At 34.6% G+C, this 24,474-nt stretch carries 17 protein-coding genes; 9 read left to right on the top strand and 8 right to left on the bottom strand.

The features are described from left to right. Positions 1 to 7 precede the first annotated feature (7 nt). From H0I26_RS03540 to H0I26_RS03555, 4 genes are all read left to right on the top strand, one after another. Positions 8 to 2,368, top strand: coding sequence for a penicillin-binding protein 1A (locus H0I26_RS03540; RefSeq protein ID WP_218701038.1), 2,361 nt, complete (start codon positions 8 to 10; stop codon positions 2,366 to 2,368). Positions 2,369 to 2,457: 89 nt separating this feature from the next. Further along, the gene (locus tag H0I26_RS03545; protein ID WP_218701039.1) at positions 2,458 to 3,159 is read left to right on the top strand and encodes a CoA transferase subunit A; all 702 of its coding nucleotides are present in this window, start codon (positions 2,458 to 2,460) and stop codon (positions 3,157 to 3,159) included. A 97-nt stretch (positions 3,160 to 3,256) separates the two neighbouring features. Next, entirely contained in the window at positions 3,257 to 3,910 is a 654-nt protein-coding gene (locus H0I26_RS03550; RefSeq protein ID WP_101015907.1) for a CoA transferase subunit B, read from the top strand. Between the two features lie 75 nt (positions 3,911 to 3,985). Beyond that, positions 3,986 to 4,609 carry a hypothetical protein gene (locus H0I26_RS03555; RefSeq protein WP_218701040.1) on the top strand — a complete coding sequence of 208 codons (624 nt, stop codon included), beginning with the start codon at positions 3,986 to 3,988 and terminating at the stop codon, positions 4,607 to 4,609. A gap of 260 nt (positions 4,610 to 4,869) precedes the next feature. Here the strand turns inward: H0I26_RS03555 and H0I26_RS03560 are convergent, their stop codons facing one another. Then, positions 4,870 to 6,558: an ABC transporter ATP-binding protein gene (locus H0I26_RS03560; protein WP_218701041.1), complete on the bottom strand. Its 1,689-nt coding sequence runs from the start codon at positions 6,556 to 6,558 to the stop codon at positions 4,870 to 4,872. Between the two features lie 183 nt (positions 6,559 to 6,741). On the opposite strand from H0I26_RS03560, the gene H0I26_RS19620 reads away from it, so the two are divergent. Beyond that, the gene (locus H0I26_RS19620; RefSeq protein WP_256935247.1) at positions 6,742 to 9,072 is read left to right on the top strand and encodes a GEVED domain-containing protein; all 2,331 of its coding nucleotides are present in this window, start codon (positions 6,742 to 6,744) and stop codon (positions 9,070 to 9,072) included. A 223-nt stretch (positions 9,073 to 9,295) separates the two neighbouring features. Next, positions 9,296 to 12,505 carry a M4 family metallopeptidase gene (locus H0I26_RS03570; RefSeq protein WP_218701042.1) on the top strand — a complete coding sequence of 1,070 codons (3,210 nt, stop codon included), beginning with the start codon at positions 9,296 to 9,298 and terminating at the stop codon, positions 12,503 to 12,505. A 113-nt stretch (positions 12,506 to 12,618) separates the two neighbouring features. Here H0I26_RS03570 and H0I26_RS03575 read toward each other — a convergent pair whose 3' ends face one another. The 6 genes from H0I26_RS03575 to H0I26_RS03600 all read right to left on the bottom strand — a co-directional run bounded on the left by H0I26_RS03575 (position 12,619) and on the right by H0I26_RS03600 (position 18,895). Then, positions 12,619 to 13,332 carry a 3'-5' exonuclease gene (locus H0I26_RS03575; protein WP_101015915.1) on the bottom strand — a complete coding sequence of 238 codons (714 nt, stop codon included), beginning with the start codon at positions 13,330 to 13,332 and terminating at the stop codon, positions 12,619 to 12,621. Between the two features lie 3 nt (positions 13,333 to 13,335). After that, a complete protein-coding gene (locus H0I26_RS03580) occupies positions 13,336 to 15,549 on the bottom strand; it encodes a S41 family peptidase (protein ID WP_218701043.1) in 2,214 nt (737 codons plus the stop codon). A 74-nt stretch (positions 15,550 to 15,623) separates the two neighbouring features. Continuing rightward, positions 15,624 to 16,781 (bottom strand): serine hydrolase domain-containing protein, encoded by a 1,158-nt coding sequence (locus tag H0I26_RS03585; RefSeq protein ID WP_218701044.1) that lies wholly within the window; start codon positions 16,779 to 16,781, stop codon positions 15,624 to 15,626. Positions 16,782 to 16,827: 46 nt separating this feature from the next. Beyond that, positions 16,828 to 17,346, bottom strand: a complete 519-nt coding sequence (locus H0I26_RS03590) for a DUF4442 domain-containing protein (protein ID WP_218701045.1) — start codon at positions 17,344 to 17,346, stop codon at positions 16,828 to 16,830. Further along, positions 17,346 to 17,819, bottom strand: a complete 474-nt coding sequence (locus H0I26_RS03595) for a methylated-DNA--[protein]-cysteine S-methyltransferase (RefSeq protein WP_101015921.1) — start codon at positions 17,817 to 17,819, stop codon at positions 17,346 to 17,348. The genes H0I26_RS03590 and H0I26_RS03595 overlap by 1 nt, the downstream gene beginning before the upstream one ends. Beyond that, positions 17,819 to 18,895, bottom strand: coding sequence for a CNNM domain-containing protein (locus tag H0I26_RS03600; RefSeq protein WP_101015923.1), 1,077 nt, complete (start codon positions 18,893 to 18,895; stop codon positions 17,819 to 17,821). Before H0I26_RS03600 ends, H0I26_RS03595 begins: the two co-directional genes overlap by 1 nt. Before the next feature lie 107 nt (positions 18,896 to 19,002). Between H0I26_RS03600 and H0I26_RS03605 the strand changes: the two genes are divergently transcribed. After that, the gene (locus H0I26_RS03605) at positions 19,003 to 19,425 is read left to right on the top strand and encodes a hypothetical protein (protein WP_218701046.1); all 423 of its coding nucleotides are present in this window, start codon (positions 19,003 to 19,005) and stop codon (positions 19,423 to 19,425) included. A gap of 17 nt (positions 19,426 to 19,442) precedes the next feature. After that, positions 19,443 to 20,714: a hypothetical protein gene (locus H0I26_RS03610; protein WP_218701047.1), complete on the top strand. Its 1,272-nt coding sequence runs from the start codon at positions 19,443 to 19,445 to the stop codon at positions 20,712 to 20,714. Positions 20,715 to 20,774: 60 nt separating this feature from the next. Here the strand turns inward: H0I26_RS03610 and hemB are convergent, their stop codons facing one another. After that, the gene (gene hemB / locus H0I26_RS03615; RefSeq protein ID WP_218701048.1) at positions 20,775 to 21,764 is read right to left on the bottom strand and encodes a porphobilinogen synthase; all 990 of its coding nucleotides are present in this window, start codon (positions 21,762 to 21,764) and stop codon (positions 20,775 to 20,777) included. A 72-nt stretch (positions 21,765 to 21,836) separates the two neighbouring features. Here hemB and H0I26_RS03620 point away from each other — a divergent pair, with 72 nt between their 5' ends. Continuing rightward, the gene (locus tag H0I26_RS03620; RefSeq protein ID WP_218701049.1) at positions 21,837 to 24,473 is read left to right on the top strand and encodes a DEAD/DEAH box helicase family protein; all 2,637 of its coding nucleotides are present in this window, start codon (positions 21,837 to 21,839) and stop codon (positions 24,471 to 24,473) included. Position 24,474: the final 1 nt, after the last annotated feature.

Here is a 24,474-nt window from a genome sequence, read left to right on the forward strand (position 1 = left end):
GATAGATATGGCAAAAACAAAAAAAGCAGAAGCAACAGGGTTTGATAAGTATATAAGGTGGTTTTGGATGCTATTTTTAGGAGGATTCCTTCTAATAGTACTATTATTTCTTTTAGCATCGTGGGGTGCGTTAGGTGAGATGCCGGATCATACGCAATTAGAAAATCCTAAAACAAATTTAGCGACAGAAGTGATTTCTTCTGATGGTAAAACTTTAGGGAAATTTTATTTTAGAGATAATCGAACGCCGGTAAGTTATGACGAATTGCCAGAGCATTTGGTGCATGCGCTAATAGCGACTGAAGATGTACGTTACATGGAGCATTCCGGTATTGATGGTCGTGGTACATTAAGAGCGGTTTTAAAACCAGGAAGTGGAGGGGCAAGTACTATTACCCAACAGTTGGCAAAACAATTGTTTACAAAAAGAGCGTCTAGTAATAAAGTAAAAAGGGTATTGCAAAAGTTTAAAGAATGGATTATTGCTATTCGTTTAGAACGTCAATATACTAAAGAAGAAATAGTAGCACAATATCTTAATATTGTTGATTTTGATAATAATGCAGACGGAATACGCTCAGCAGCAAGAATTTATTTTGGAGGGAAAGAACCTAAGGAACTTAACTTAAAAGAATCTGCAATGATTGTTGGAATGCTTGTTAATCCGTCGTTATACAATCCGCTTAAGGATAATGGGAAGAGAGCGGTTAGAACTAAGCAAAGACGAAATGTGGTGTTGGCACAAATGGCTAAGTACGATTATATCACTCAAAAAGAAAAAGACTCACTTCAAAAAACAGATTTAGATATCCATTACAACCCAGATAGTCATAGTTCTGGGACTGCAACTTATTTTAGAGAGTATTTGAGAGATTTTATGAAAAAATGGGCTGATGATCCTAAAAACAGAAAGCCAGATGGTACTAAGTATAATCTTAATAATGATGGTTTAAAAATCTACACAACGATTGATTCGCGCATGCAAAAATATGCAGAATTAGCGGTTGCTAGACATATGCCAAGATTGCAAGCTGAGTTTTTTAAACAAAACACACCGGAACGTAATAAAACGGCACCGTTTAGAGATTTAAGTACGTCTGAAGTAGATAATTTACTTAACAATGCAATGAAGCGTGGTGAGCGTTGGAGGATTTTAAAGAAAGCAGGGAAAAGTGAAAAGGAAATAAGAGCTTCTTTTTTAAAGCCTGCTAAAATGACCATTTTTAAATGGGAAAAAGATGGAAGTCCTAGTGAGGTCGACACCATTATGAAGCCTATAGATTCTATGCGTTATTATAAATCATTTTTACACCCAGGAATGATGAGTATGGATCCGCAAACAGGTCATGTTAAGGCATGGGTAGGTGGTATGAATTATAGACACTTCCAGTATGATCATGTAAAACAAGGGAAGCGTCAGGTAGGATCTACTTTTAAGCCTTTCGTTTATGCTACAGCAATTAATCAGTTACACATGTCGCCATGCGATAAGTTACCATTAGCGCCATTAACTATTGAAGCTAATAAATATGGTAATTCAAAAGCTTGGACCCCTAAAAATGATGATCGTAATTATGATGGAGAGGTTACTTTAAAGCATGCATTAGCAAATTCTGTAAATACAATTACGGCAAGATTAATGGATAAAGTTGGGCCACAACCAGTTGCGGAATTAGCTAAGAATTTAGGGATTACATCGGATATACCGTTAGTGCCTTCTATTGCTTTAGGTACACCAGATATTAGTGTTTATGAGATGGTAGGCGCATATTCTGGATTTGCAAATCAAGGGGTTTACACTAAACCTGTAATGGTGACAACTATTGTAGATAAAAATGATACTGTTTTATATCAATTTGTTCCAGAAACTAGAGATGTATTAAGTGCGGAGACTGCCTATGTTACCGTTAAATTAATGGAAGGTGTAACTCAAAGTGGATCGGGATCGCGTTTGCGTAGAACATGGATGCCTAAAACAGGGGTGTATCCAGAAATTATAACAGGATATCCTTACGAGTTTAAAAATCCAATAGCTGGTAAGACAGGGACCACGCAAAACCAATCTGATGGATGGTTTATGGGTATGGTTCCTAATCTGGTGACAGGTGTTTGGGTTGGAGCAGAAGATAGAGCAACGCATTTTAGAAGTATTACTTATGGACAAGGTGCTGCTATGGCTTTGCCTATTTGGGGAATGTACATGAAGAGTTGTTATGAGGATGAGACGTTGGATGTCTCTAAGTCTAGTTTTGTAAAACCTTCTAACTTGTCAATTACTGTAGATTGTACTGATTATGTTGGAGATGAAGGGGATTCTCAAGGGTTGAGTTTGCCGGAAGAAGATGTTCCTGATGAACTAGAAATGTAATTCTAATTATATTAAAAAAAATAAAAGCCATTCCGTAAAGAATGGCTTTTTTATTTCTTAAATTTAAACCACAAAAAATTAGAAAAATAATGATTCTAAAAACAGTTAATTCAGTTTCAGAGGCGCTAGAAGGAGTTAAAGACAATATGACTTTTATGTTAGGGGGGTTTGGACTTAGTGGTATCCCTGAAAATGCGATAGCAGAGTTGGTTAAACGTAATGTTAAAGGCTTGACTTGTATTTCAAATAATGCAGGAGTTGATGATTTTGGCTTGGGTTTATTACTCCAGAAAAAGCAAATAAAGAAGATGGTGTCTTCTTACGTTGGGGAAAACGATGAGTTTGAAAGACAAATGTTGTCTGGAGAGTTGGATGTCGAGCTTATTCCGCAAGGGACTTTGGCTGAACGTTGTCGAGCTGCGCAAGCAGGATTTCCAGCAATATTTACACCAGCAGGTTATGGAACAGAAGTCGCTGAAGGAAAAGAAACTAGAGAATTTGATGGCAAAATGTATGTTTTAGAGCATGCTTTTAAAGCGGATTTTGCCTTTGTAAAAGCCTGGAAGGGTGACGTAGCTGGAAATTTAATATTTAAGGGTACAGCAAGAAACTTTAATCCATGTATGGCGGGTGCTGCAAAAATTACGGTTGCTGAGGTAGAGGAGTTAGTTCCTGTAGGAGCACTTGATCCTAATCAAATTCATATTCCAGGGATTTTTGTACAACGTATTTTTCAAGGTGATACTTATGAAAAACGTATTGAACAAAGAACCGTTAGGCAACGCAGTTAAGAAGTTATAAGTATCTATTTTTAGTGTTATTAGATGAGTTAACACGTGAGTTAGTATATTTTAGAACTTTTAATACTTACAATTTTAAATTATAAAGATGTTAGATAAGACAGGAATAGCAAAACGTATTGCGCAAGAAGTACAAGATGGTTACTACGTTAATTTAGGGATTGGTATCCCGACTTTAGTCGCTAACTATGTGCGTAATGATATAGAAGTAGAGTTTCAATCGGAAAATGGTGTTTTAGGTATGGGGCCATTTCCTTTTGAAGGAGAAGAGGATGCTGATATAATAAATGCAGGAAAACAGACCATAACAACCTTGCCAGGAGCTAGTTTTTTTGATAGTGCAACTAGTTTCGCTATGATACGTGGACAGCATGTGGATTTGACTATTTTAGGGGCAATGGAAGTATCGGAAAATGGCGACATCGCTAATTGGAAAATACCTGGAAAAATGGTAAAAGGTATGGGTGGAGCAATGGATTTAGTCGCTAGTGCGGAAAATATTATTGTAGCTATGATGCATACTAATAGAGCGGGAGAGTCAAAATTGCTTAAAACATGTAGTTTACCGTTAACGGGGGTCGGATGTGTGAAAAAAATAGTGACAAATTTAGCGGTTTTAGAAGTTACAGATAAAGGATTTAGGTTGTTAGAACGTGCGCCAGGGGTGTCTGTAGAAGAGATACAAAAGGCAACAGAAGGAACTTTAATTATCGAAGGAGATATTCCTGAAATGAGCCTGTAATTAGGTGTGTTAATTAAACCTCAAATGTATCGAGTTGTTATGTTTGAGGTTAGTTAGAGCTATTAAAGTTAGTTTATGCGAATAAAAACACTATCAAATCAATATGTGCATTACGAGTATGTTTTAGATCGCAATCATGATTTAATTGAAGATCGTTTTTTACGAAACACGACCATCGCGTTAGATTTTTTATTAAAAACTTGTGCGCTAACAATTTCGTTTGGAGAAGGCGAGCATAGTTATAGGGTTGATGTTATTACTGTACTAGTTGCGGATGTTGATAACACTATTACTATTATTCCTGCTCAGAAGAATGGCTATAGTCCTAGTCATAATACGGTGTTGTTTTATGACACGCATGGTGTAGTGTTTAGAAAAAATTATAAAAAGAAATGGTTTTCACGTAATAAAGGTTATAATTCTCCAGTGTCTTTGTTGTCACATGAATTAATACATTGTTATAACGAGTTGTATGATACCAAAGAGTATCATCATAGAAAAAAAGACCATTCGTCCAAAGGAGAGAAAATAGATGCTGATGGTTACGACTTGTCATTCCCGAATGCAGAAGAAGTATTTGTGATTAAAATGGCTAATCAAGTAGCGTCAAGATTAGGGGAGGATAGACGGTCCAATTATGGCAGAAGCTATTATCCGACTAGAGGAGTGTTGACAGTGGAGAAGGCTATAAAGTACTGAGTGTTAAAAAAAGACGCATTTCATCGAATAATTATGCTTTTTAGCTGATAAATAGAAAAGAGATTGTATGTTTGTAGTCCCGAACCTAACCAATGAAAATAACCACGGTCAACCATGACTTAATCTATTTTTATTGCTTTTTTGCTTCAGATTAACTAAAAACTTAACCTACTATGTTTTTTCAAAATTTTAAAATAGGATTTAAAAATACTGTTAACTTTATTAGCAGCATTATGCACTTAACTAAAAAAATATTTATGCTATAATCCTTTTGGGATTGCAGCTATTAATTTTTTAGTATAGTCTTTTTTAGGCGTGTTGTAGATAATATCAGCATCGTCTAATTCTTCAATTTGTCCGTGATTCATTACTAATAATTGATCACTCATGTATTTCACAACTGCTAAGTCATGAGAGATAAATATATAAGTGAATCCAAAATTATCTTTCAATTCATTTAAAAGATTTAAAACTTGTGCTTGCACAGAAATGTCTAAGGCCGAAACGGACTCGTCACAAACAATTAGTTTTGGTTGTAGTGCAATAGTGCGCGCAATTCCTATACGTTGTCTTTGTCCACCAGAAAACTCGTGTGGATATCTATTAAAAGCAGTATTATCCAATCCTACGCGATTTAAAATTTCTATCGTTTTCTCTTGCCTTTCAGTGTCTGAGGTATATAAGTTATGAACTTTCATGGGTTCCATAATAGCATTACCAATAGTAATTCTTGGGTTTAATGAGGCATATGGGTCTTGGAAAATAATCTGAATCTCTTTTCTAATAGCTATTGTTTCAACTTTGTTTAGGGTCGTAATATCTTTTCCTTTATATAATATTTGACCTTTAGTGGCTTTGTCCAAGAGTAGGATCGCGTTACCTAACGTGGATTTTCCGCATCCAGATTCACCAACTAATCCTAGCGTTTCACCTTCATATAAATTGAAGTTGACGTTATTTACAGCTTTAAAAGTTTCCGCTTTAGCGAAAATTCCAGATTTAGAGATATAGTCCTTTTCAAGATTAATAACTTGTAATAATGGCGCTTTTGAATATAATTTATCATGTTTTATTTTACGCATTTCACTAGTAATGGTGGCTTCTGAGACCGTGTTATTTAAAACATCAGTAATGGTTGGTAATGTTTTTAATCGTATGTCTAAAGATGGTCTAGAGGAGATTAGTGCTTTGGTGTAGTTGTGTTTAGGGTGTTTGAATATGTTATGGACAGTATTTTGTTCTACAATTTCACCTTTGTACATCACTAAAATACGATTAGCTATTTCTGAGATTAAGCTTAAATCATGTGTTATAAAAATGATACTCATTTTTGTCTCTGCCTGTAACTCTTTTAATAGGGTGATTATTTCTTTTTGTACAGTGACGTCAAGTGCTGTGGTGGGTTCATCAGCAATAAGTAATTGTGGTTTGCAGGCGATGGCCATAGCGATCATGACGCGTTGCTTTTGTCCTCCAGAAATTTCATGCGGATAGGCTTTGTAAACACGTTTTGGGTCTGGTAATTTGACTTTTTCAAGGAGGCTTAATGTTTCGGCTCGGACTTCTTTTTTTGTCAGTTTTGTATGCTGAAATAAAACTTCCTCGACTTGTTTACCGCAAGTCATAGAGGGATTCAAAGAGCTCATAGGTTCTTGGAATATCATTGCGATTTGTTGACCTCTAATTTTTTGAAACTGTTTCGTGTTTAGCTGTAGTAAATCCAGGTCATTAAAAAGAATACTTCCAGACGTGATTTTGGAAATTTGTTTGGGTAGTAAACCTAATATAGCTAATGAGGAAACAGATTTCCCCGATCCCGATTCTCCAACAATACCAACTATTTCATTTTTATTAATAACATAGGACATATTATTGATTATTGTCTTTAAAGATCCTTCGCTTTTAAAGTCGATAGAAAGACTATCTGTTTTTAGTAAAATATTAGCCATATATAGTAAAAGTAATTAATTTCTTTCAATTGATTGTGGCTGTAACCACACATAAAAGCGAATGTTATTTATTATCCTGTTTTTAGTCGAAAAAAATGAAATTAAAAAGCATTTATAGTTAAAGTTTTGATAATTTACAGCATTATTTAACAAATATTAATCTAATCCATTAAACTATTTAGTATGAAAAAAACAATTACTTTATCATTATTAAGTTTTTTATTGACCTTTTCGGTTTTTGCTCAGCAAGAAAGAAATTGTTCGTCAATGGAAAATTTAGAATACAGAAAACAACTTGATCCAACGTTGCAACAAAGGATGGATCAAATAGAAGCTTTCACACAACAAAAAGCGGCATTACCTCAAACCGCTAGAGTCGATGGAAGTATAATTACTATACCAGTAGTTATTCATGTACTATATAGAAATAGTACAGAAAATATTAGTGAAGCACAAATTCAGTCTCAATTAGATGTTTTAAACGAAGATTTTAGACGTACTAATCCAGATGCAGATAACAGTTGGTCTCAAGCTGCGGATACACAAATTCAGTTTTGTTTATCAACAGTAGATCCAAATGGAAATGCAACTACAGGTATTACAAGAAAGTCTACCACTAGACAAGATTGGGGAACATCAGATGCGATGAAAAGCACCTCTACTGGAGGTGTTAACCCATGGGATACTTCAGAGTATTTAAATATGTGGGTTGTCCCTCAAATGTTAAGTCAGGGCGGTACCATTTTAGGTTATGCACAATTCCCAGGGGGTAGTGCAGCAACGGATGGTGTTGTAATGGCGTATAACTATTTTGGTCGTGTTGGTAATGTTTCTGCTCCTTTTGATGGAGGACGTACAACGACACATGAAGTAGGTCATTATTTAAACTTGCGTCACATTTGGGGAGATTCTAATTGTGGGAATGATTTTGTAAGTGATACACCTACACATCAAACCTCAAATGGAGGATGTCCAATTGGACAAGTATCTTGTAGTTCTACGGATATGGTTCAAAACTACATGGATTATACTAATGATTCTTGTATGAACTTGTTTACCGAAGGTCAAAAAACACGTATGCGTGCAGTTTTAGAAGCAGGTGGAGTAAGACGTACTTTAGCGTTATCTGATAAGTGTGGAACTGTAGGAGCAACTCCGACGTGTACAGATGGCATTCAAAATGGTGACGAAACAGGTGTTGATTGTGGTGGTGCTTCATGTACACCATGTACTACAGGGACACAGTATTGCGATTCTCAAGGTAATAGTGCGAATGACGAATATATTAGTAATGTAAACATTGGGTCTATTAGCAATGCTTCTGGGGCTCAGTTATATTCTGATTTTACAAGTGTGTCTACTAACTTAACAAAAGGATCTTCAAATACAATTACAATTACACCAACATGGACTGGTAGTACTTATTCTGAAGGGTATGCTGTTTGGATTGATTATAATAATAATGGCGATTTTACAGATTCTGGAGAACAAGTTTTTTCTAAAGCGGCGTCTTCAGCAATAGTAGCAAGTGGAAGTTTTACAGTGCCAACAAGCGCTACAACAGGAACTACAAGATTACGTGTTTCTATGAAGTATAATGGTGTGCCAACATCTTGTGAAGCTTTTTCTTATGGAGAAGTGGAAGATTATACCGTAAACATTACAGCGGGAGTTGCGGATGCAGTTAAGCCTGTAATTACGTTAACGGGAAGTACAACTATTAATTTAACAGTTGGAGATACTTATAATGAATTAGGAGCAACAGCTACAGATAATGTAGATGGAAACTTAACGTCTAGTATTGTAATTACAGGAACAGTTAATACTAATTCTGCTGGTACATACACTAGGTATTATAATGTTAGTGATGCAGCAGGTAACGCAGCGAATCAAAAATCAAGAAGCATTGTAGTAAGTCCTGCAAGCTCAGGTAGTACGGATGTTAATTTATCAATTACTTTTGATAACTATCCAGAAGAAACGTCATGGTCTATTGCAGATAGTTCTGGTAGTACAGTGGCCTCTGGAGGTACTTATGCTAGTCAAGCAGATGGTTCTACTCTAAATATTAGTGCAGAATTACCAACAGGCTGTTATGCTTTAACTATTAATGATGCATATGGTGATGGTATTTGCTGTTCTTACGGAAATGGTTCTTACGCTTTAACAGATGGAAGTACAGTGTTAGTTAGTGGAAGTTCATTTACAAGTTCTGAAACAACATCATTCTGTGTTGGTGGTGCAAGCGCTACTTTTAGTTCGTCAGCTCATAGTGTAGTCACTACTTTAGATACTCAATTTAAGGTGTATCCTAACCCAGCAAAACAACAACTTAATGTTAGCTTAATAGGATTTGAAGCGCAAAGTTTTGCGGTTAAAAACCTATTGGGACAAACAGTACTTGAAGGACGATATACAAGTGCTATTGATGTTTCTAAATTACAAGGTGGTATGTATGTTTTACAACTAAATATTGGAGAGAAAATAAAACTTAAAAAGTTTATTAAAGAATAAACAATACAGTACCTGAACTTAATTTATTGAAAAAGTCCAGAGTGAAAACTTTGGACTTTTTTGTTTTTTATTCCCAAAATAGCGTAAAAAATTAGACTATAAAGCGCTTTTAATGAGGTGTTTATGTTTTTGTGTGTTTTGTGGATTTCAGTCAGTTTAAAGAAACGGTTTTGATTTACAATCAAAATATTATTAACCAATTAACCAATTAATCTATTTCATTATGAAAAACAAAGTTATTTTATTCTTCATGTCACTGTTGTTATCAACTGGGATTTATGCCCAAGGTAAACGACAAACTAAATTTATTAAACTAGATGCGTTTGAAAAACATAATTTAAAAGACGCAAAACAATTAATTACTACAAATCTTGGTTTGACCTCCGATGATGCATTAGTTAAAATTAAAACAGAAAATGATCAATTAGGGTTTACGCATGAAACATACCAACAGTATTTTCAAGGGGTAAAAGTTGAATTTGGGATATACAAAGCACATGCTAAAAACGGAAATTTAATGTTGTTGAATGGGGCTCTTTTTTCACCAGGGAAATTAAAAGTCGTTCCTACTTTAAATAATCAAGCAGCATTTAATAAAGCAGTGCTATCTGTTGGAGCTTCAAGTTACTTGTGGGAGTCTCCAGAAGAAGCTAAAATTATGGACGACTATAAAAAGCCTGAGGGCGAATTAGTTGTTTTTCCAGGAGAGGTTATTAATAAATCAAAAGCTAGGTTAGCTTATAAATTTGATGTGTATGCAACGCAACCCGTTAGCAGGGCGTATATCTATGTAGATGCGCATTCTGGAGCCATTTTATATTCAGATTCAATTATTAAGCATTTAGATCATTATAGTTCGGGAACTCGTAAAAACAGATCTGTAAGTGAAGCGCCTTTTGTTACTGGTAGTGCAGCAACGCGTTATAGTGGAAATCAAAGTATAGAAACGACTTTAAGTGGTGGAAATTATATTTTAAGAGAAACGACAAGAGGAAATGGGATTGAAACTTATGATATGAATATGGGCATCAATTATAATAGTGCTGTAAATTTTACAGATAACGATAATTCCTGGACGGCTGCAGAGCACGCAAACGCTAATAAGGATGATGCTGCTCTTGATGCACATTGGGGTGCTGAGAAGACCTACGATTATTTTTATCAAACATTTAATCGAGATAGTTATGATGATAATGGAGCCGCTATAAAAAGTTATGTACATTTTGATTTGGTAGAATACGGTTATTCTAATCAGGATAATGCCTTTTGGAATGGGAGTGTAATGACCTATGGTGACGGGACTAGTTTTGACCCATTAACGTCAATAGATATTGCAGCTCATGAAATTGGCCATGCCATCTGTGAAAATACAGCGAATCTTACCTATTCTTATCAGTCAGGCGCAATGAATGAAGGATTCTCTGATATTTGGGCAGCAAGTGTTGAGTATTATGCAGATCCGACAAAGGATACTTGGTTGTTAGCAGAAGAGATTGGTGGTCCAATTAGATCATTATCAAATCCAAATGATTATGGGCAGCCTGATACGTATTTAGGAACAAATTGGTATTCTGGATCAGGAGATAGTGGTGGTGTGCATTATAATAGTGGTGTTTTAAATCATTGGTTTTATATTTTGACTGTAGGAAAAAATGGAACAAATGATAACAATGATACTTATAGTGTTAGTGCTATAGGTATTGATAAAGCTTCAGCAATTGCGTATAGATTGGAAAGTGTTTATTTAGTGTCAAGTTCTCAATATGCTGATGCGCGAACTGGAGGTATTCAGGCAGCGATTGATTTATTTGGAGCAGGTTCGGCAGAAGAAATTGCAGTTACTAATGCTTGGTATGCAGTAGGATTGGGTGATGAATATGTTCAAACTTGTGCATTAGCTGCACCTTCAAATTTAGGATCTTCAAATATCGGAGATAACAGTTTTACGGTGTCTTGGGATTCTGTTTCTGGAGCTGATGATTATACAATTACTATCGGAACGACGGTCAATACGGTAACAGGAACGACGTATACTGCTTCAGGTTTAGCTACTGGAACAACCTATGCTGTTTCTGTAGTCGCAAACTGTGCAACAGGAGGAAGTGGAAGTTCTGCAAATAGTAATGTAACAACAACGGGAACGGCGCCATTAAATTATTGTGATTCTAACGGTAATAGTGTTTCAGATGAATACATTGGAAGAGTTCAATTAGGAAGTATCGATAATGTAACAGGAGGAGCTTCTGGAGGTTATGCCGATTATACTTCTCTTTCTACTAGTTTAATTAAAGGGGCTTCCGCGACTATAACGGTAACTCCTACTTGGTCTGGTACGGTATATTCTGAAGGGTATTCTGTTTGGATAGATTATAATCAAGATGGTGATTTTTCAGATTCAGGAGAACAAGTTTGGACACAATCGGCTTCAAAGACAACTCCGGTAAGTGGTACTTTTACAGTAGCATCAGGAGCAGTAAATGGAACAACTAGAATGCGTGTATCCATGAAGTATAATGCTGTGCCAACGTCTTGTGAGGCTTTCTCATACGGAGAGGTGGAAGATTATACAGTTACTATTATTTCAGGAACAGCAGACACGGTTAAACCAGTAATTGCTTTAACGGGAAGTGCAACCATTAATTTAACGGTTGGAGATACTTATAACGAATTAGGAGCAACAGCTACAGATAATGTAGATGGAAACTTGACAGCTAGTATAATCATTACAGGAACGGTTAATACGAGTGTCGCTGGCACGTATACTAAAAATTATAATGTTAGTGATGCGGCTGGTAATGTTGCTGCTCAAGTGTCTAGATCAGTAGTTGTAAGTCCAGCTAGTACAAGTGATACAGAGGTTAATTTATCGATTACTTTTGATAACTATCCTGAAGAAACGTCTTGGACGATTACAGATGGTTCTGGTAGTACAGTGGCATCAGGAGGAACTTACGCTAGTCAAGCAGATGGTTCTACATTAAATGTCAGTACAGAGCTACCAGCGGGTTGTTATTCGCTTACCATCAATGATGCGTATGGAGATGGTATTTGTTGTTCATATGGTAATGGTTCTTATAGTTTAACAGACGGAAGTACTGTCTTAGCTAGTGGAGCTTCTTTTACTAATTCAGAAACTACAACATTTTGTGTAGGAGGAGCAACAAGTGCAACTTTTAGTGCTTTTACTTTGGGAGCAATCGAAACTTTAGATAATCAATTTAAAATTTATCCTAATCCAACAAAACAACAACTTAATGTGAGTTTAGTAGGGTTTAAGGCACAAAGCTTTGAGGTTAAAAACATATTAGGGCAAACGGTACTTCAAGGACGATATACTAATACAATTGATGTCTCTAAATTGCAAGATGGTATATATGTCTTACAATTAAATATAGGAGAAAAAATAAAGCTTAAAAAGTTTATTAAGCAATAGTAAGTCTACTTGATTTATTGAAAAGACCCAGAATGTATGTTCTGGGTCTTTTTTTTATATTCTAATCAAAAATAAGTCTAGAGTAAAAAGTCTGTATTTGTTCTGGTTTTGTGTTAAATATGAATTATCTCATCCTCTGTTAAGATTGATTCGCCGCGTAAACGTAAAAATATTTGGGCAACTGCAATGGTGTCTTTTTCGCAATACACGATAATACGATTAATGTCATTGTCTTCGTAATATGTTTTGTAGACTTCACTACCATCAATATCATCTTTAGGTGATGGAATGCCTAAAACATTAGTCATTAATTTTAAAGACGTATATGTTTTGTAGTCACCAAACTTCCACAATTCTAAAGTGTCTAAATGTGGTACTTCCCATGGTTTTTTACCAAATAAATTTAATTTAGATGGTAGTTCAATATTGTGTATTATCATACGTCGTGCGATGTATGGAAAATCAAACTCTTTACCATTATGAGCACATAGCAAGTGTTTTACTTGACTAAAATGAGAGATTAATAAGTTTTTAAATTCAATTAATAGTTTACGCTCTTCTCCATGAAAAGAAGTTGTTCTGAATAAGCGGGTGTCATCTTGCAAAGAAAAATAACCCACCGAAATACATATTATTTTTCCAAACTCTGCCCAAATTCCCGCACGATCATAAAATTCTTCTGGAGTAAATTCTTCCTTGCGCTGGTAGCGCGATTTAGCCTCCCAAAGTTCTTGTTTGGTTTTATCTAATTCAGAGAAATGGTGTGTTTCAGGAACGGTTTCGATGTCTAAAAATAAGATATTTTCTAGGTTGAGTTTAGAGATCATTAGTTATTTGTCTTTTGTGTTTTTTGGTGTTAGGTTGTATTGATTAATAATCTCTATGGCTTTTTCTATTAACTCGTCACGACCTTCTTGTAGACCTTTGATGGTGGGTTTTATCTCAATATCTGGTACAATTCCTAAGCGTTGAGTTTCAGTGCCATCAGGATAATACACGCCAATCCCAGAAATCATCGTTCTTAAGCCTCCTGGAAGATAAATTGTTGATACATTACCATCTGCACCAGCTGTTGTGCTACCAATTATAGATACATTGTCACCTGCTCTAAATGCCATAGCTGTATATTCTGCTGCGCTCTGAGATTTTTCGTTTACTAATACTATTACTTTACCTTGATATGTTTTTCCTTTTGACGGAATGTATAAATTGTCTCCCATCGTGAATTCTCCAGGATAATCTATATTACCTGTTGTAAATTTAACAAAAGGTGTTTTAGATGAGGTAAAGAAGCTACCTAAGGTGAAAGATATAGAGGCTGACGGATAGTTTCTAATGTCTACAATAATCCCTTTAGTGTCTTTTAATTCTTTTTTTATTTTATCGACGTCCTCATCTTTAATGTTTTTAAGTGAAACGTATCCAATGTTATTTTCAAGTAGTCTATAACTACTGATGTTTTCTTCTTTTGTGTACTTTTTGTAAAAGTCCTTAATGTCTTTTTTGTTGTATACAGGTATTGTTTTAATTAATTTGATCCCATTGTTTTCTACCTCAATATCTAAGCTATTGCTTGTAGTGCGTAATAAATTAAAACTAATATCTCTTAAACGTGTTGGTTGGTTTGACGCTGGATAAAAATCGTGATTATCTCTAACGATGTCTTCAATTTTTTTTCCATTAATGCGCGTAATAATATCTCCTGTTTTTAAACCGTTTTTAGGACTGTCTTCATTATAAAAGTTGTCTATCGCTAATTTGTTTTCAATAAATGAAACATGAAAATTTGGATAGTTATCACCAAGTATTTCGTTTATTTTATTTTTTCCTCCCCAAAGATTAGCATGTGTGTCTTTGATATCTGCAATCATCTTTAAAGCTGCTAATTCATATTCTAATTCGTTTTTAGCATTGATAAATGGTGGAATATTTTCTTTCAAACTATTATTCCAGTCTTTATCCATTATATGTTTATAAGGATAAAAGTAATTAATCATATTCCAGTATTTGTAAACCGATAATAATTTAAAACCATCATCTGGATAAGGCATGTCAGCGTACGAATTTTCATTTTTAAACTCTGGATTTCCAACACCGCGAATCATGTCAATATAATAGTGGTTTCCTTGGTGTCTGTTTTGGGTAATAAACTGTAGTTTGTCACTTAATTTTTTAGATAAATTACCATCTGTAATCCAAGTTAAATTGGGTTTTAAAGCAGCATTTTCGTCTAATGCTTTACACTTTTTACAGATTTTTACAGCTCCTAAATTATCAATCCAATTGCTAAGGATTTTATCACGGTCTGCGTTAGATTTAGCCTTTTGATAGTCAGGTAAAATTCTAAACAATTCGTAATCCCAATTAAAATTTCCATCACCAACTTCTGGGTGGTAGTATTTTAAGAAACCCCAAATGCGACCTAAAAGGGTTAAATTTTCTAATTGATTTTTTTGAGATAAATCTATTGTGATATTAGACCCTTTATCAAATTCTTTGTCGAATTCTTTCTCGGGAGCTTGGTGTAATGGTTTTCCGTCAACCGTTATATTAAAATTGTCGACCCATATTTTTCCTGTACCAACTAATAAACCTCCAAAAGAAATAGTAGTAGCTCTTCTATTAGTTTCTAATTCTATTTCATATTTTTTCCAATCGTTGGTACCTTGTACCTTTCTGGATGCCATGTCGTCAAGACTAACGTCTGGATCAATTCGCATCCATAAACCAGCCCATCCTTCTGTTACATTTTCAGTTTTTAAATAGCCTGTTAGTTTTATTTTTTTTCCTCCAAAATCTGCAGGTATACTATAGGTTAAAGCTTTATATTCTTCTAGTTTACCATTACCTTCTAATGATGCAGATGCTGTACCGTTTTGAGAAATTGTTGTGTCATAAACAATATTGTAATCTTCATTTCCAATTGAAGACCATCCTATAGCCTGTTTGTCTTTTAAAATTTCAAAATCAAAATTTAGTGAGTCTTGTGCATACACACTGTTGCACAAAAAGAAGATAGAAAATGTAAAATTTAGTTTATTCATGGTTGATTAGTTTTATTCAAAAAAACGAATAAAAGTTCTGCGAATAATTTAACACTATGTTAAATAACAAAACATTAAGGTTTCATATTCAACATCTTATAAGCCTCATCAATATACAGGGAGATATCATCGGTAAAGACGCCTACACCAGCATCAGGTGATTTTTTATGGCCTAAACGGACAATAATTATATTGTCATCTGGTTGTACAATAACGTATTGTCCAAGATGCCCACGCATCATATAAAAGTCTTTTCCATTTTGGTTTTTTAACCACCAGCCATAACCATATTCGGGACTAGATTGAAAACGAGGTTTTAAAGATTTAGCAACAAAAGCAGAGTCTAATATTTGTTGTCCATTCCATTGTCCATGGTCCTTGTAAAGTTTTCCAAAACGTGCAAAATCTTTAGCATTACTAGCAATACAGCAATAGGCTTTGACTAAATCATCCTCGGCGCTATCAACTTGCCATAATGTTGGATTTTCGCTACCTAAAGGTTTCCAAAAGCTTTCGGTTAAATAATCGTACATTTTTTTACCGGTTGCTTTTTCAATAACCATGGCTAGCATTTGTGTATCTCCACTTGCATACTTAAAGGCTTGTCCTGGTTCTGTAATAACTTTAAGTCCGTTCATTACTTTTTGTAAATCATCATCAAAATAAGCACGGGTTGTGATTGATAATGGCGAGTAGTAGGCTTCATCCCAATCTGTACCTGACGCCATACTAGATAAATCGCCAACGGTCATTTTAGAAGCATCACCATCGCAAAAAGCAGGTAAAAAGTCGCAAACTGGTTGGTCTAAACTTTTAATATAGCCATCCATAATTGCTTTTCCCATTAACCCGGAGACATAGCTTTTAGCCATAGAAAACGAGTTAGATTTAGAATCTTTATTGTAGCCACCATAGTAGTTTTCAAACCAAACACTGTCATTTTTAATAATCACATAAGCGACTGTTCCCCAATCCTTGTTTGCTTTTTGCAACGTTGAGGTTTCTGTTATGGAATTGTAATTAGTATGGTTTGGCCAAGGTTGAGGTGTTCCGTTGGCAATAACTTGATTGTCAAACTTTTTATAATCGTCCAAAAAGGCTGTCGTGTGTCCGCGTAAATAAATGGTGCGTACAGCTTTAATAAGGTAATCGGTATCTGTAATATAAAGGGTGGCGATTAATAACCCAAAAAGTACAACAAGGACTTTAAGTAGTTTTTTTATGAATTTCATTTTATTTAATTAGTTTAGAATTTAAATATAATGAAAATAAAGCTAATTATTTAGCTTGTCTTAGAGCTTGCTTTTTCTTGTAGTAAGCTTTATCAGCAACATAAAGTGTTTTTGAAAATTCAGCAATAACTTCAGCGTTAGTATTTACTAATTGCATTGTTTTTATAAGGTCTACTTGCTGCTCTGTTTTTAGTTGCTCTTTTAAGGTTTTAATTTCTTCAACAGAAAAAATAAACTCACCATAAATAGTGCCTTTACCTGGGCGTTTATACTTTGCGGTAACTGCTTTATCCCAAACCACGTAGTCGCTTCCCAGTATCTGAATTAGCTGAATCATGTAAATAGGATCTGTTGCAGATAGCATGCTTCCTCCAAATATTGTTCCTGCATAATTGCGATTTTTCCAATTCAGTTTTAATCTGATTTTAACGTAATGTAAATCGTCACTAACTGTGGTTATTTTTGCAGTCGTACGTCTGTACATTGGAGACCAGTTAAATCCATATTTATAGATGTCTGCTGGTTTTATAAAGCGTGTTAAAAATTCGGTAGCAACTTTGTACATTAAAAAAGAGTGTGTTGTTTATAAGGGCTTTCGTGATCTATTAGCCATTGTTTACGGTGTAAACCACCAGCATAACCTGTAAGACTACCATCGCTACCAATAACTCTGTGGCAAGGAATAATAATCCATAATGGATTTTTACCATTGGCATTAGCAACTGCACGAATGGCTTTGACATCGCCTAATTGTTTTGAAAGGGCTAGGTACGACGTTGTTTTGCCATGAGGAATAGTTTGTAAAGCCTCCCAAACGCGGTTCTGAAAGGCGGTACCTTTTGGGTTTAGCTTTAAGCTGAATTCTGTTCGTGATCCTTTAAAATATTCATTTAATTGAAGCGCACAGGCTTCCAAAACCTTTGGTATAGGCTGCGTGATTGATGCTTCAGAATTTAAAATAGTGACGGCTGCAATACCATTTATATCACCAGTTATTTTAGTAAAACCTAAAGGTGATTGGATAATGCAGTCTTCCATTATTTTTCTGGATTATTTTCGTCTATAATTCCTAATTTCTTAGCGCGCGACTCCCAGCTTTTTCTTGCCAAACTTTGTAAGTCACTAACGTTATCACTCTCATCCATAATTTCCATACCTAAAAGGGTTTCAATCACGTCCTCCATGGTTACAATTCCACTAACACTTCCGTATTCGTCAACAACCAAAGCCATGTGGTTTCTAGTTTCTACAAGCTGTTCAAATAGGGTTGGTATTGGTAAGTTTCGATCTACAATGATAATATCTCTTTTAAGTTCTACTAACTTTTTAGAACCATTACCTAAAGCCATTTCTTTAAAAATCTCATCTTTTAAAACTAATCCTTTGATGTTGTCTTCGGTTTCAGAGTATACAGGGATTCTAGAAAATCTTAGGTTCATGTTTCTGTTAAAAAAGTCTTCCACAGTAGTGTCTTCATTTTCAGATTTCATTACCGTACGTGGTGTCATCACATTTTTAGCAAAAACTTCTTTAAAAGTTAATAAGTTTTTAATGATTTTACTTTCATTACCTTCAAAAACACCTTCGTCATGAGCCATATCAGCCATTACTAAAAAGCCTTCACGACTTAAAACACTACCATGTCCTTTACCTCCAATAAGTTTTGTAGTTAATTGCATTAACCATAATAATCCAGTCCATTTTAAAGGGAATATTAAAATATTTAGTGCGGTTGTAGTAAAACCTGCTAAGCTTTTCCAGTACGTTGCTCCAATTGTTTTTGGTATAATTTCTGAAGCCACTAAAATTAGAAGTGTCATTACTGCAGAGACTATAAATACGCCATAACCATCACCGTTTCCGTAAAGTCCTTCTGCTTCTTTACCGACTAAAATAGCGCCTACAGTATGTGCAATGGTATTTAAAGTAAGAATAGCAATTAAAGGTCTATCGACATCTTTTTTTAGTTCTTCTAAATTGGTAGCAAATGATTTGCCTTCTTTCTTTTTAAGATTTATAAATGTTGGGGTTACACTTAAAAGTACTGCTTCAAGAATGGAGCATAAAAATGAAAAAAAGATCGAGATCGTTCCGTAAAATAGTAGTAAAGCCATTAATTATATATAGTTTCTGTAAAAATAGCTATATTTTTTTTAACTTGTTGATTATAATTATTCCCTTACACTACTGATTGATAGTTTGACTTATAAAAAAAATGAACATGGATACTTTTGAAGCCAAATTAGATAATCAAAAATTGACTATTGAAGCGCAAATCTCAAGCGATGCGCTTTTAGATGGTTCTAGTAAAATATTTGTTACTATTTATCATCAAGATACGCCTAGACGTTGGCGAAAAATTGATGTGCAATTAGAGGGGAATAATAGGTTTACCGCAATAGTCGAAAAATCGCGATTACAAAAAAGACCTATTATAAAAATTAGAACAAATTATATTGTCGACGCTATTAATTTAAAGGAGTCTATAGTAAAAGTAACGACTGTTAAGTATGCGATAAATGATGGATTAAAAACGATAGATTTTGTATCAAAATTCGAGACTAATATGGAGGAATTCGATGTAGGTACAGCGGAAGATGAAACATTTAGTATCACAAAAAGGGTAAAGGTCGCTCTTGTATAATTTTAAAATGACTCCAGATGTTTAATAATAGATGTTTTAAGTTTTTGTTTTTTTTGGTTTGTGGTTTTTCTTTTGCACAAGACAACGTTTCTGTCAACGATTTTAATTTTGAAAGTACAACCAATCCTGCATTTAGTTTGTTAGGAGAAACGTCTACGGAAATCAATACACCAGATAATTTAAAAGCATTAGGATTGTATTTGTCCAATGGGTTTTCAAATACAAATATAGCGGTAGAAGTTAATCCGTATTGGTTGATAGACTTCGAGGTCGACCGTTCTTATCAAAATTATAGGGGTTTAAAAACAAATGTTAAGGGTAAAACATACATTGATCCGTTTATTGGTTTAAAAACTAATTCGTCGTTTTCAATAGGCTATATAGATAAACAATTTAGTGGTTTTGAGGTCGAAAAAAAAACGTTGGCAATAGGGTACAGAACAACTATTTTACAGTTTTATAATACTAATCGATTGGATAAAATACAAGATGTAATCCAGCAAATTGACAATGGGGTACAGCGTCCATTAAATAAATTGTTTGAAGAATTTTTAGCGGGTGAAAATATTAATTTCCCTGGAAGTGGAAGTTGTATTGCTTTAGAAACAGACTTAGAATTAAAAGCAAAATATGAAGGTTTAGCACAAGATTTTTTAGATAGAATTTTAGACGAACAAGCGGCTGATGATCCTGACGCTCTAGCTATCAGAGGTGTAAATATATTGTCAGGTATAGATAGGCTGAAGATTACTAAAGGAGAAGTTGTTAGTAGTTATTTTGAAGACCGTTGCGAAAACATTAAAAACTTTGTGACCAATCCAAAAATAATTAAACCTGTTTTCAGATTAGATGGAGCACTTGGTTATAGTGTTTTGTTTAAAGAGAATGAGGTTAGTGCAGCCACGGCAAACCGTTTTGGCGCTTGGTTAACTGCAGATGTTGCAGTGCAGTTTAACAGTCAAAGTTATTTGCATTTTTACGGAATCGGAAAATATGTTGATGACGGATTTAATATAGATAGTGCTGGGTTGTATAGCAATCGACATTTTTGGGATTATGGAGGTAAAGTAGAATTAGAACTTAAGAAACTTAAATTTTCTTATGAGTATCTTATGCGATCCATAGATAGCGATCAATTAAGATCTGTTGGGAATATTACGTACCAAGTCAATAATAATATCAGTGTGACAGGAGGTTTTGGAAAAGACTTCCCATCGGATAATAATTTAGTAACTATACTTGGAATAAATTGGGGATTAGATTTAGGTGAAGTGTCTTTTTTTGATTAGAAAAGTATAAGCATAAAAAAGGGTTTAATAGTACTTGTCTATTAAACCCTTTTTTGTTTTCTATGAAATTAATTTAACAACATCTTTAGCAAAATAGCTAGCAATGATGTCTGCTCCAGCACGTTTTATAGCTGTAATTTGTTCCATCATAACAGCGTCATGATCTAACCAACCTTTTTCGGCAGCAGCCTTAAGCATAGCGTATTCTCCAGAAACTTGATATACTGCAACCGGTACATCAACTTCATTTTTAATTTCGCGTACAATATCTAAATAACACAATCCTGGTTTTACCATGACGATATCTGCACCTTCATCTATATCCATTTCTGTTTCGCGTAACGCTTCAAAACGATTAGCGTAATCCATCTGGTACGTTTTTTTGTCTTTTGGAATATCTTGTGCATCTACAGGAGCAGAGTCTAAAGCATCACGAAAAGGACCATAAAAAGCAGAAGCGTATTTAGCAGAATAACTCATGATTCCTGCATCTGTATATCCTTCGTCTTCAAAAGCTTCACGGATGGATAAAATACGACCATCCATCATGTCGCTTGGGGCTACAAAATCAGCACCAGCTTCAATATGAGAAACACTCATTTCTGTTAATACTTCTACGCTTTCGTCATTTAATACGGTTCCGTTTTCTATGATGCCATCATGCCCGTAAGCAGAGTATGGGTCAAGTGCCACATCAGTCATGACTAACATGTCAGGGCAAGCATTTTTAACAGCTTTAATGGCGCGTTGCATTAGTCCTTTTGGGTTTATCGCCTCAGTCCCTTTATTGTCTTTTAAATTGTCTGGCACTTTTACAAATAGTAAAACCGATTTCAAACCTAGTTTCCAAAGTGCTTTGACTTCGTTTTCTAATAAATCTAAGCTATACCTATAGTAATTTGGCATGGAAGCAATTTCTTCTTTGATGCCTTTTCCTTCAACCACAAAAAGTGGTACTAAAAAATCGTTTGGAGAGATAATCGTTTCTCTAACTAAGCTTCTAATAGCTTCGTTTGTTCTTAATCTTCTATTTCTCTTAATTGGGTACATAATTTTTGTATAAAATTCCTGATAATGTTTACTTTTATCAAAAACAAAGTTAATCAATAATCCCTATTTCTATTGAGCAAAACGTGGTCTAGTTTACAATTTATTTTCGCTTGGAGAAGCTATCAAGCAAAGCTTTTGAAACATTTTGATAGCCATATTTCTGATCGTCATTTTCATGTGATTGCACCTCCGGGTTCTGGAAAAACCATTTTAGGTATTGAGATCATGCGGCAATTAGGTAAAAAAACTTTGGTTTTAGCACCTACACTTACCATTAGAGATCAGTGGGAAGATCGATTGCAGTCCTTTTTTACTACAGATAGTGCGTTTGAAGCCTTCTCTTTTGATGTCAAAGCACCTAGTGACGTTACTTTTATTACCTACCAATCGTTGCATGCTTTTTATAAGTCCTTTGAAAACAAAGCCGACTATCTTAACTTTTTTGTAAAGCATAATATTGAAACGTTAGTTTTGGACGAGGCACACCATTTAAAAAATGCTTGGTGGACCTGTTTATTCGAATTAAAAAATAGTAAACCTTTTTTTGTTGTGGCCTTAACAGCGACGCCGCCTTATGATAGTGATAGGACAGAAGTGGCAAAGTATTTTAACCTTTGTGGCGAAATAGATGATGAAATCGCGGTTCCTGATTTAGTAAAAGAAACTGATTTGTGTCCACATCAAGATTTTGTGTATTTTTCTAAGCCAGAAGAATTAGAGATTAATTTAATTTACGAGTATAGACAAAAAATAGCGGGATTTAAAGATGAATTGATCAAAGACGAAACGTTTATCACGTTTATTACACAGCATCGTTTTTACGAAAACACAGAAGAGCATTTAGATGAAATATATGGTAATACGGAGTATTTTTCAGCGTTACTTATCTTTTTGAATGCTTGTGGAGTGGCTATTGAACAGTCTAAGTTAAAAACCCTAGGTTTTAATAAAAGTGAAACCATTAATTTTCCTGAATTGTATTTAGATTGGTTAGAAATTTTATTTCAAAACCTGTTAGTAAAAGATCGAGAGCAGTTAATAGCACAGGAACCTTACCTTTTAAATTTAGAAAAAAAGCTTAGTCGATTACATGTTTTTGATAAAAAAAGAGTCATTTTTTTAGGTGAAGACTTGTTATATCGATCCTTAACCAATAGTCCTAGTAAACTTAAAAGTATCATCACAATTGTGGATGCCGAGCGTAAGAGTTTACAGGCAGATTTAAGGTGTGTCATTTTAACGGATTATATTAGAAAGGAATTTTTGGCGACTGCAGAATCAGAACTTAATACAATTAATAAAATTGGTGTTATTCCTATTTTTCAACATTTGCGTTGTCGTTTTCCTAATACGGAGGAATTAGCCGTTTTGACTGGTAGTTTGGTTATTATTCATGAATCTATTCGTGACGCTTTTGGAGCTATTGAAAACGTAGAGTCTTTTTCATTTACGCCGTTAGAGGTCGATACTCAGTTTCTTATAGTGTCATCCAAAACAAAGACTAAAAATGGTATTGTTAGTATTATGACCACGCTATTTGAAAGCGGAGCTATTAAAGTATTAGTAGGGACAAAATCGTTATTAGGAGAAGGTTGGGATGCGCCCTCCATTAATAGTTTGATTTTAGCATCGTTTATTGGATCGTTTGTGTCTTCTAACCAAATGCGAGGTAGAGCCATTAGAAAAAACCCGAAACAGTTGGATAAAACGGGAAATATATGGCATCTGGCTTGTGTGGATAGTACCTCTAAAACAGGAGGAAAGGATATCGAAACTTTAAGACGTCGTTTTGAAGCCTTTGTGGGTGTGACGACTAATAGTATTCCTTATATAACTAACGGAATAGATCGCTTAGATATTCCTGAACACTTTTTAGAGACCGATATAGAACAGCTAAATACAGAGACTTTAAATAGAGCAACCAACAGGGCTTCAATCACTAAAAAATGGCAAGATTCTATCGGAAATGGAACGGCTTTTGGTAAACAAGTACAGATTTTTGATTTAAGTGAATTGCCCTTTAAAAAACAAAAGCAAATCTATTATTTTGATGTGGTGCGTTTTTTTACAATTGAATTGTTCTTTTCAATCTTGTTATTCTATTTCGAGTATATCATCAAAGGATTTAATGTGATTTTTCAACGCGGATTGACCTATTTTATATATTCGTTTTTAGTGTATTTCTTAATTTCTTTTGGACGCAAATTGTACAAAGCAATAATGCTATACATGCGTTATGGTTCTTTATATAAAACGATTCAGAAAATGGGCGAAACAATTGTGGACTCATTATCTGACTTAGGACATCTAACAACTAGTAAAGAGGAACTTTTTGTAGTTGCTGCCAAGGTTGGAAGTCGAGATGTTATATGTAATTTAATAGGAGGTAGTACGTATGAGAATACTTTGTTCTCTTACGCTTTAAGCGAGTTATTAGATCCTATAGAGTCTCCAAGATATCTAATAATTAAAACGAGCCTGTTTAGACGACGTCTGAATATTGAGAATTTTTACCCAGTACCAGAGCTGTTTGGTGATAAAAAGAAGAATGCTTTAGTGTTTCAGAATAATTGGAGAAAATATATGGGACGAAACAAGTTGTTTTATACTAGACATTTTGAAGGGCGGCAATTACTTTTAAAGGCGAGATTGTTTCATGTATATAATGCCTTTAGAAAAACAACTAAGGAGGTTACTATCTGGAAATAAT

Source organism: Olleya sp. HaHaR_3_96 (genome assembly GCF_019278545.1).
GTDB lineage: Bacteria > Bacteroidota > Bacteroidia > Flavobacteriales > Flavobacteriaceae > Olleya.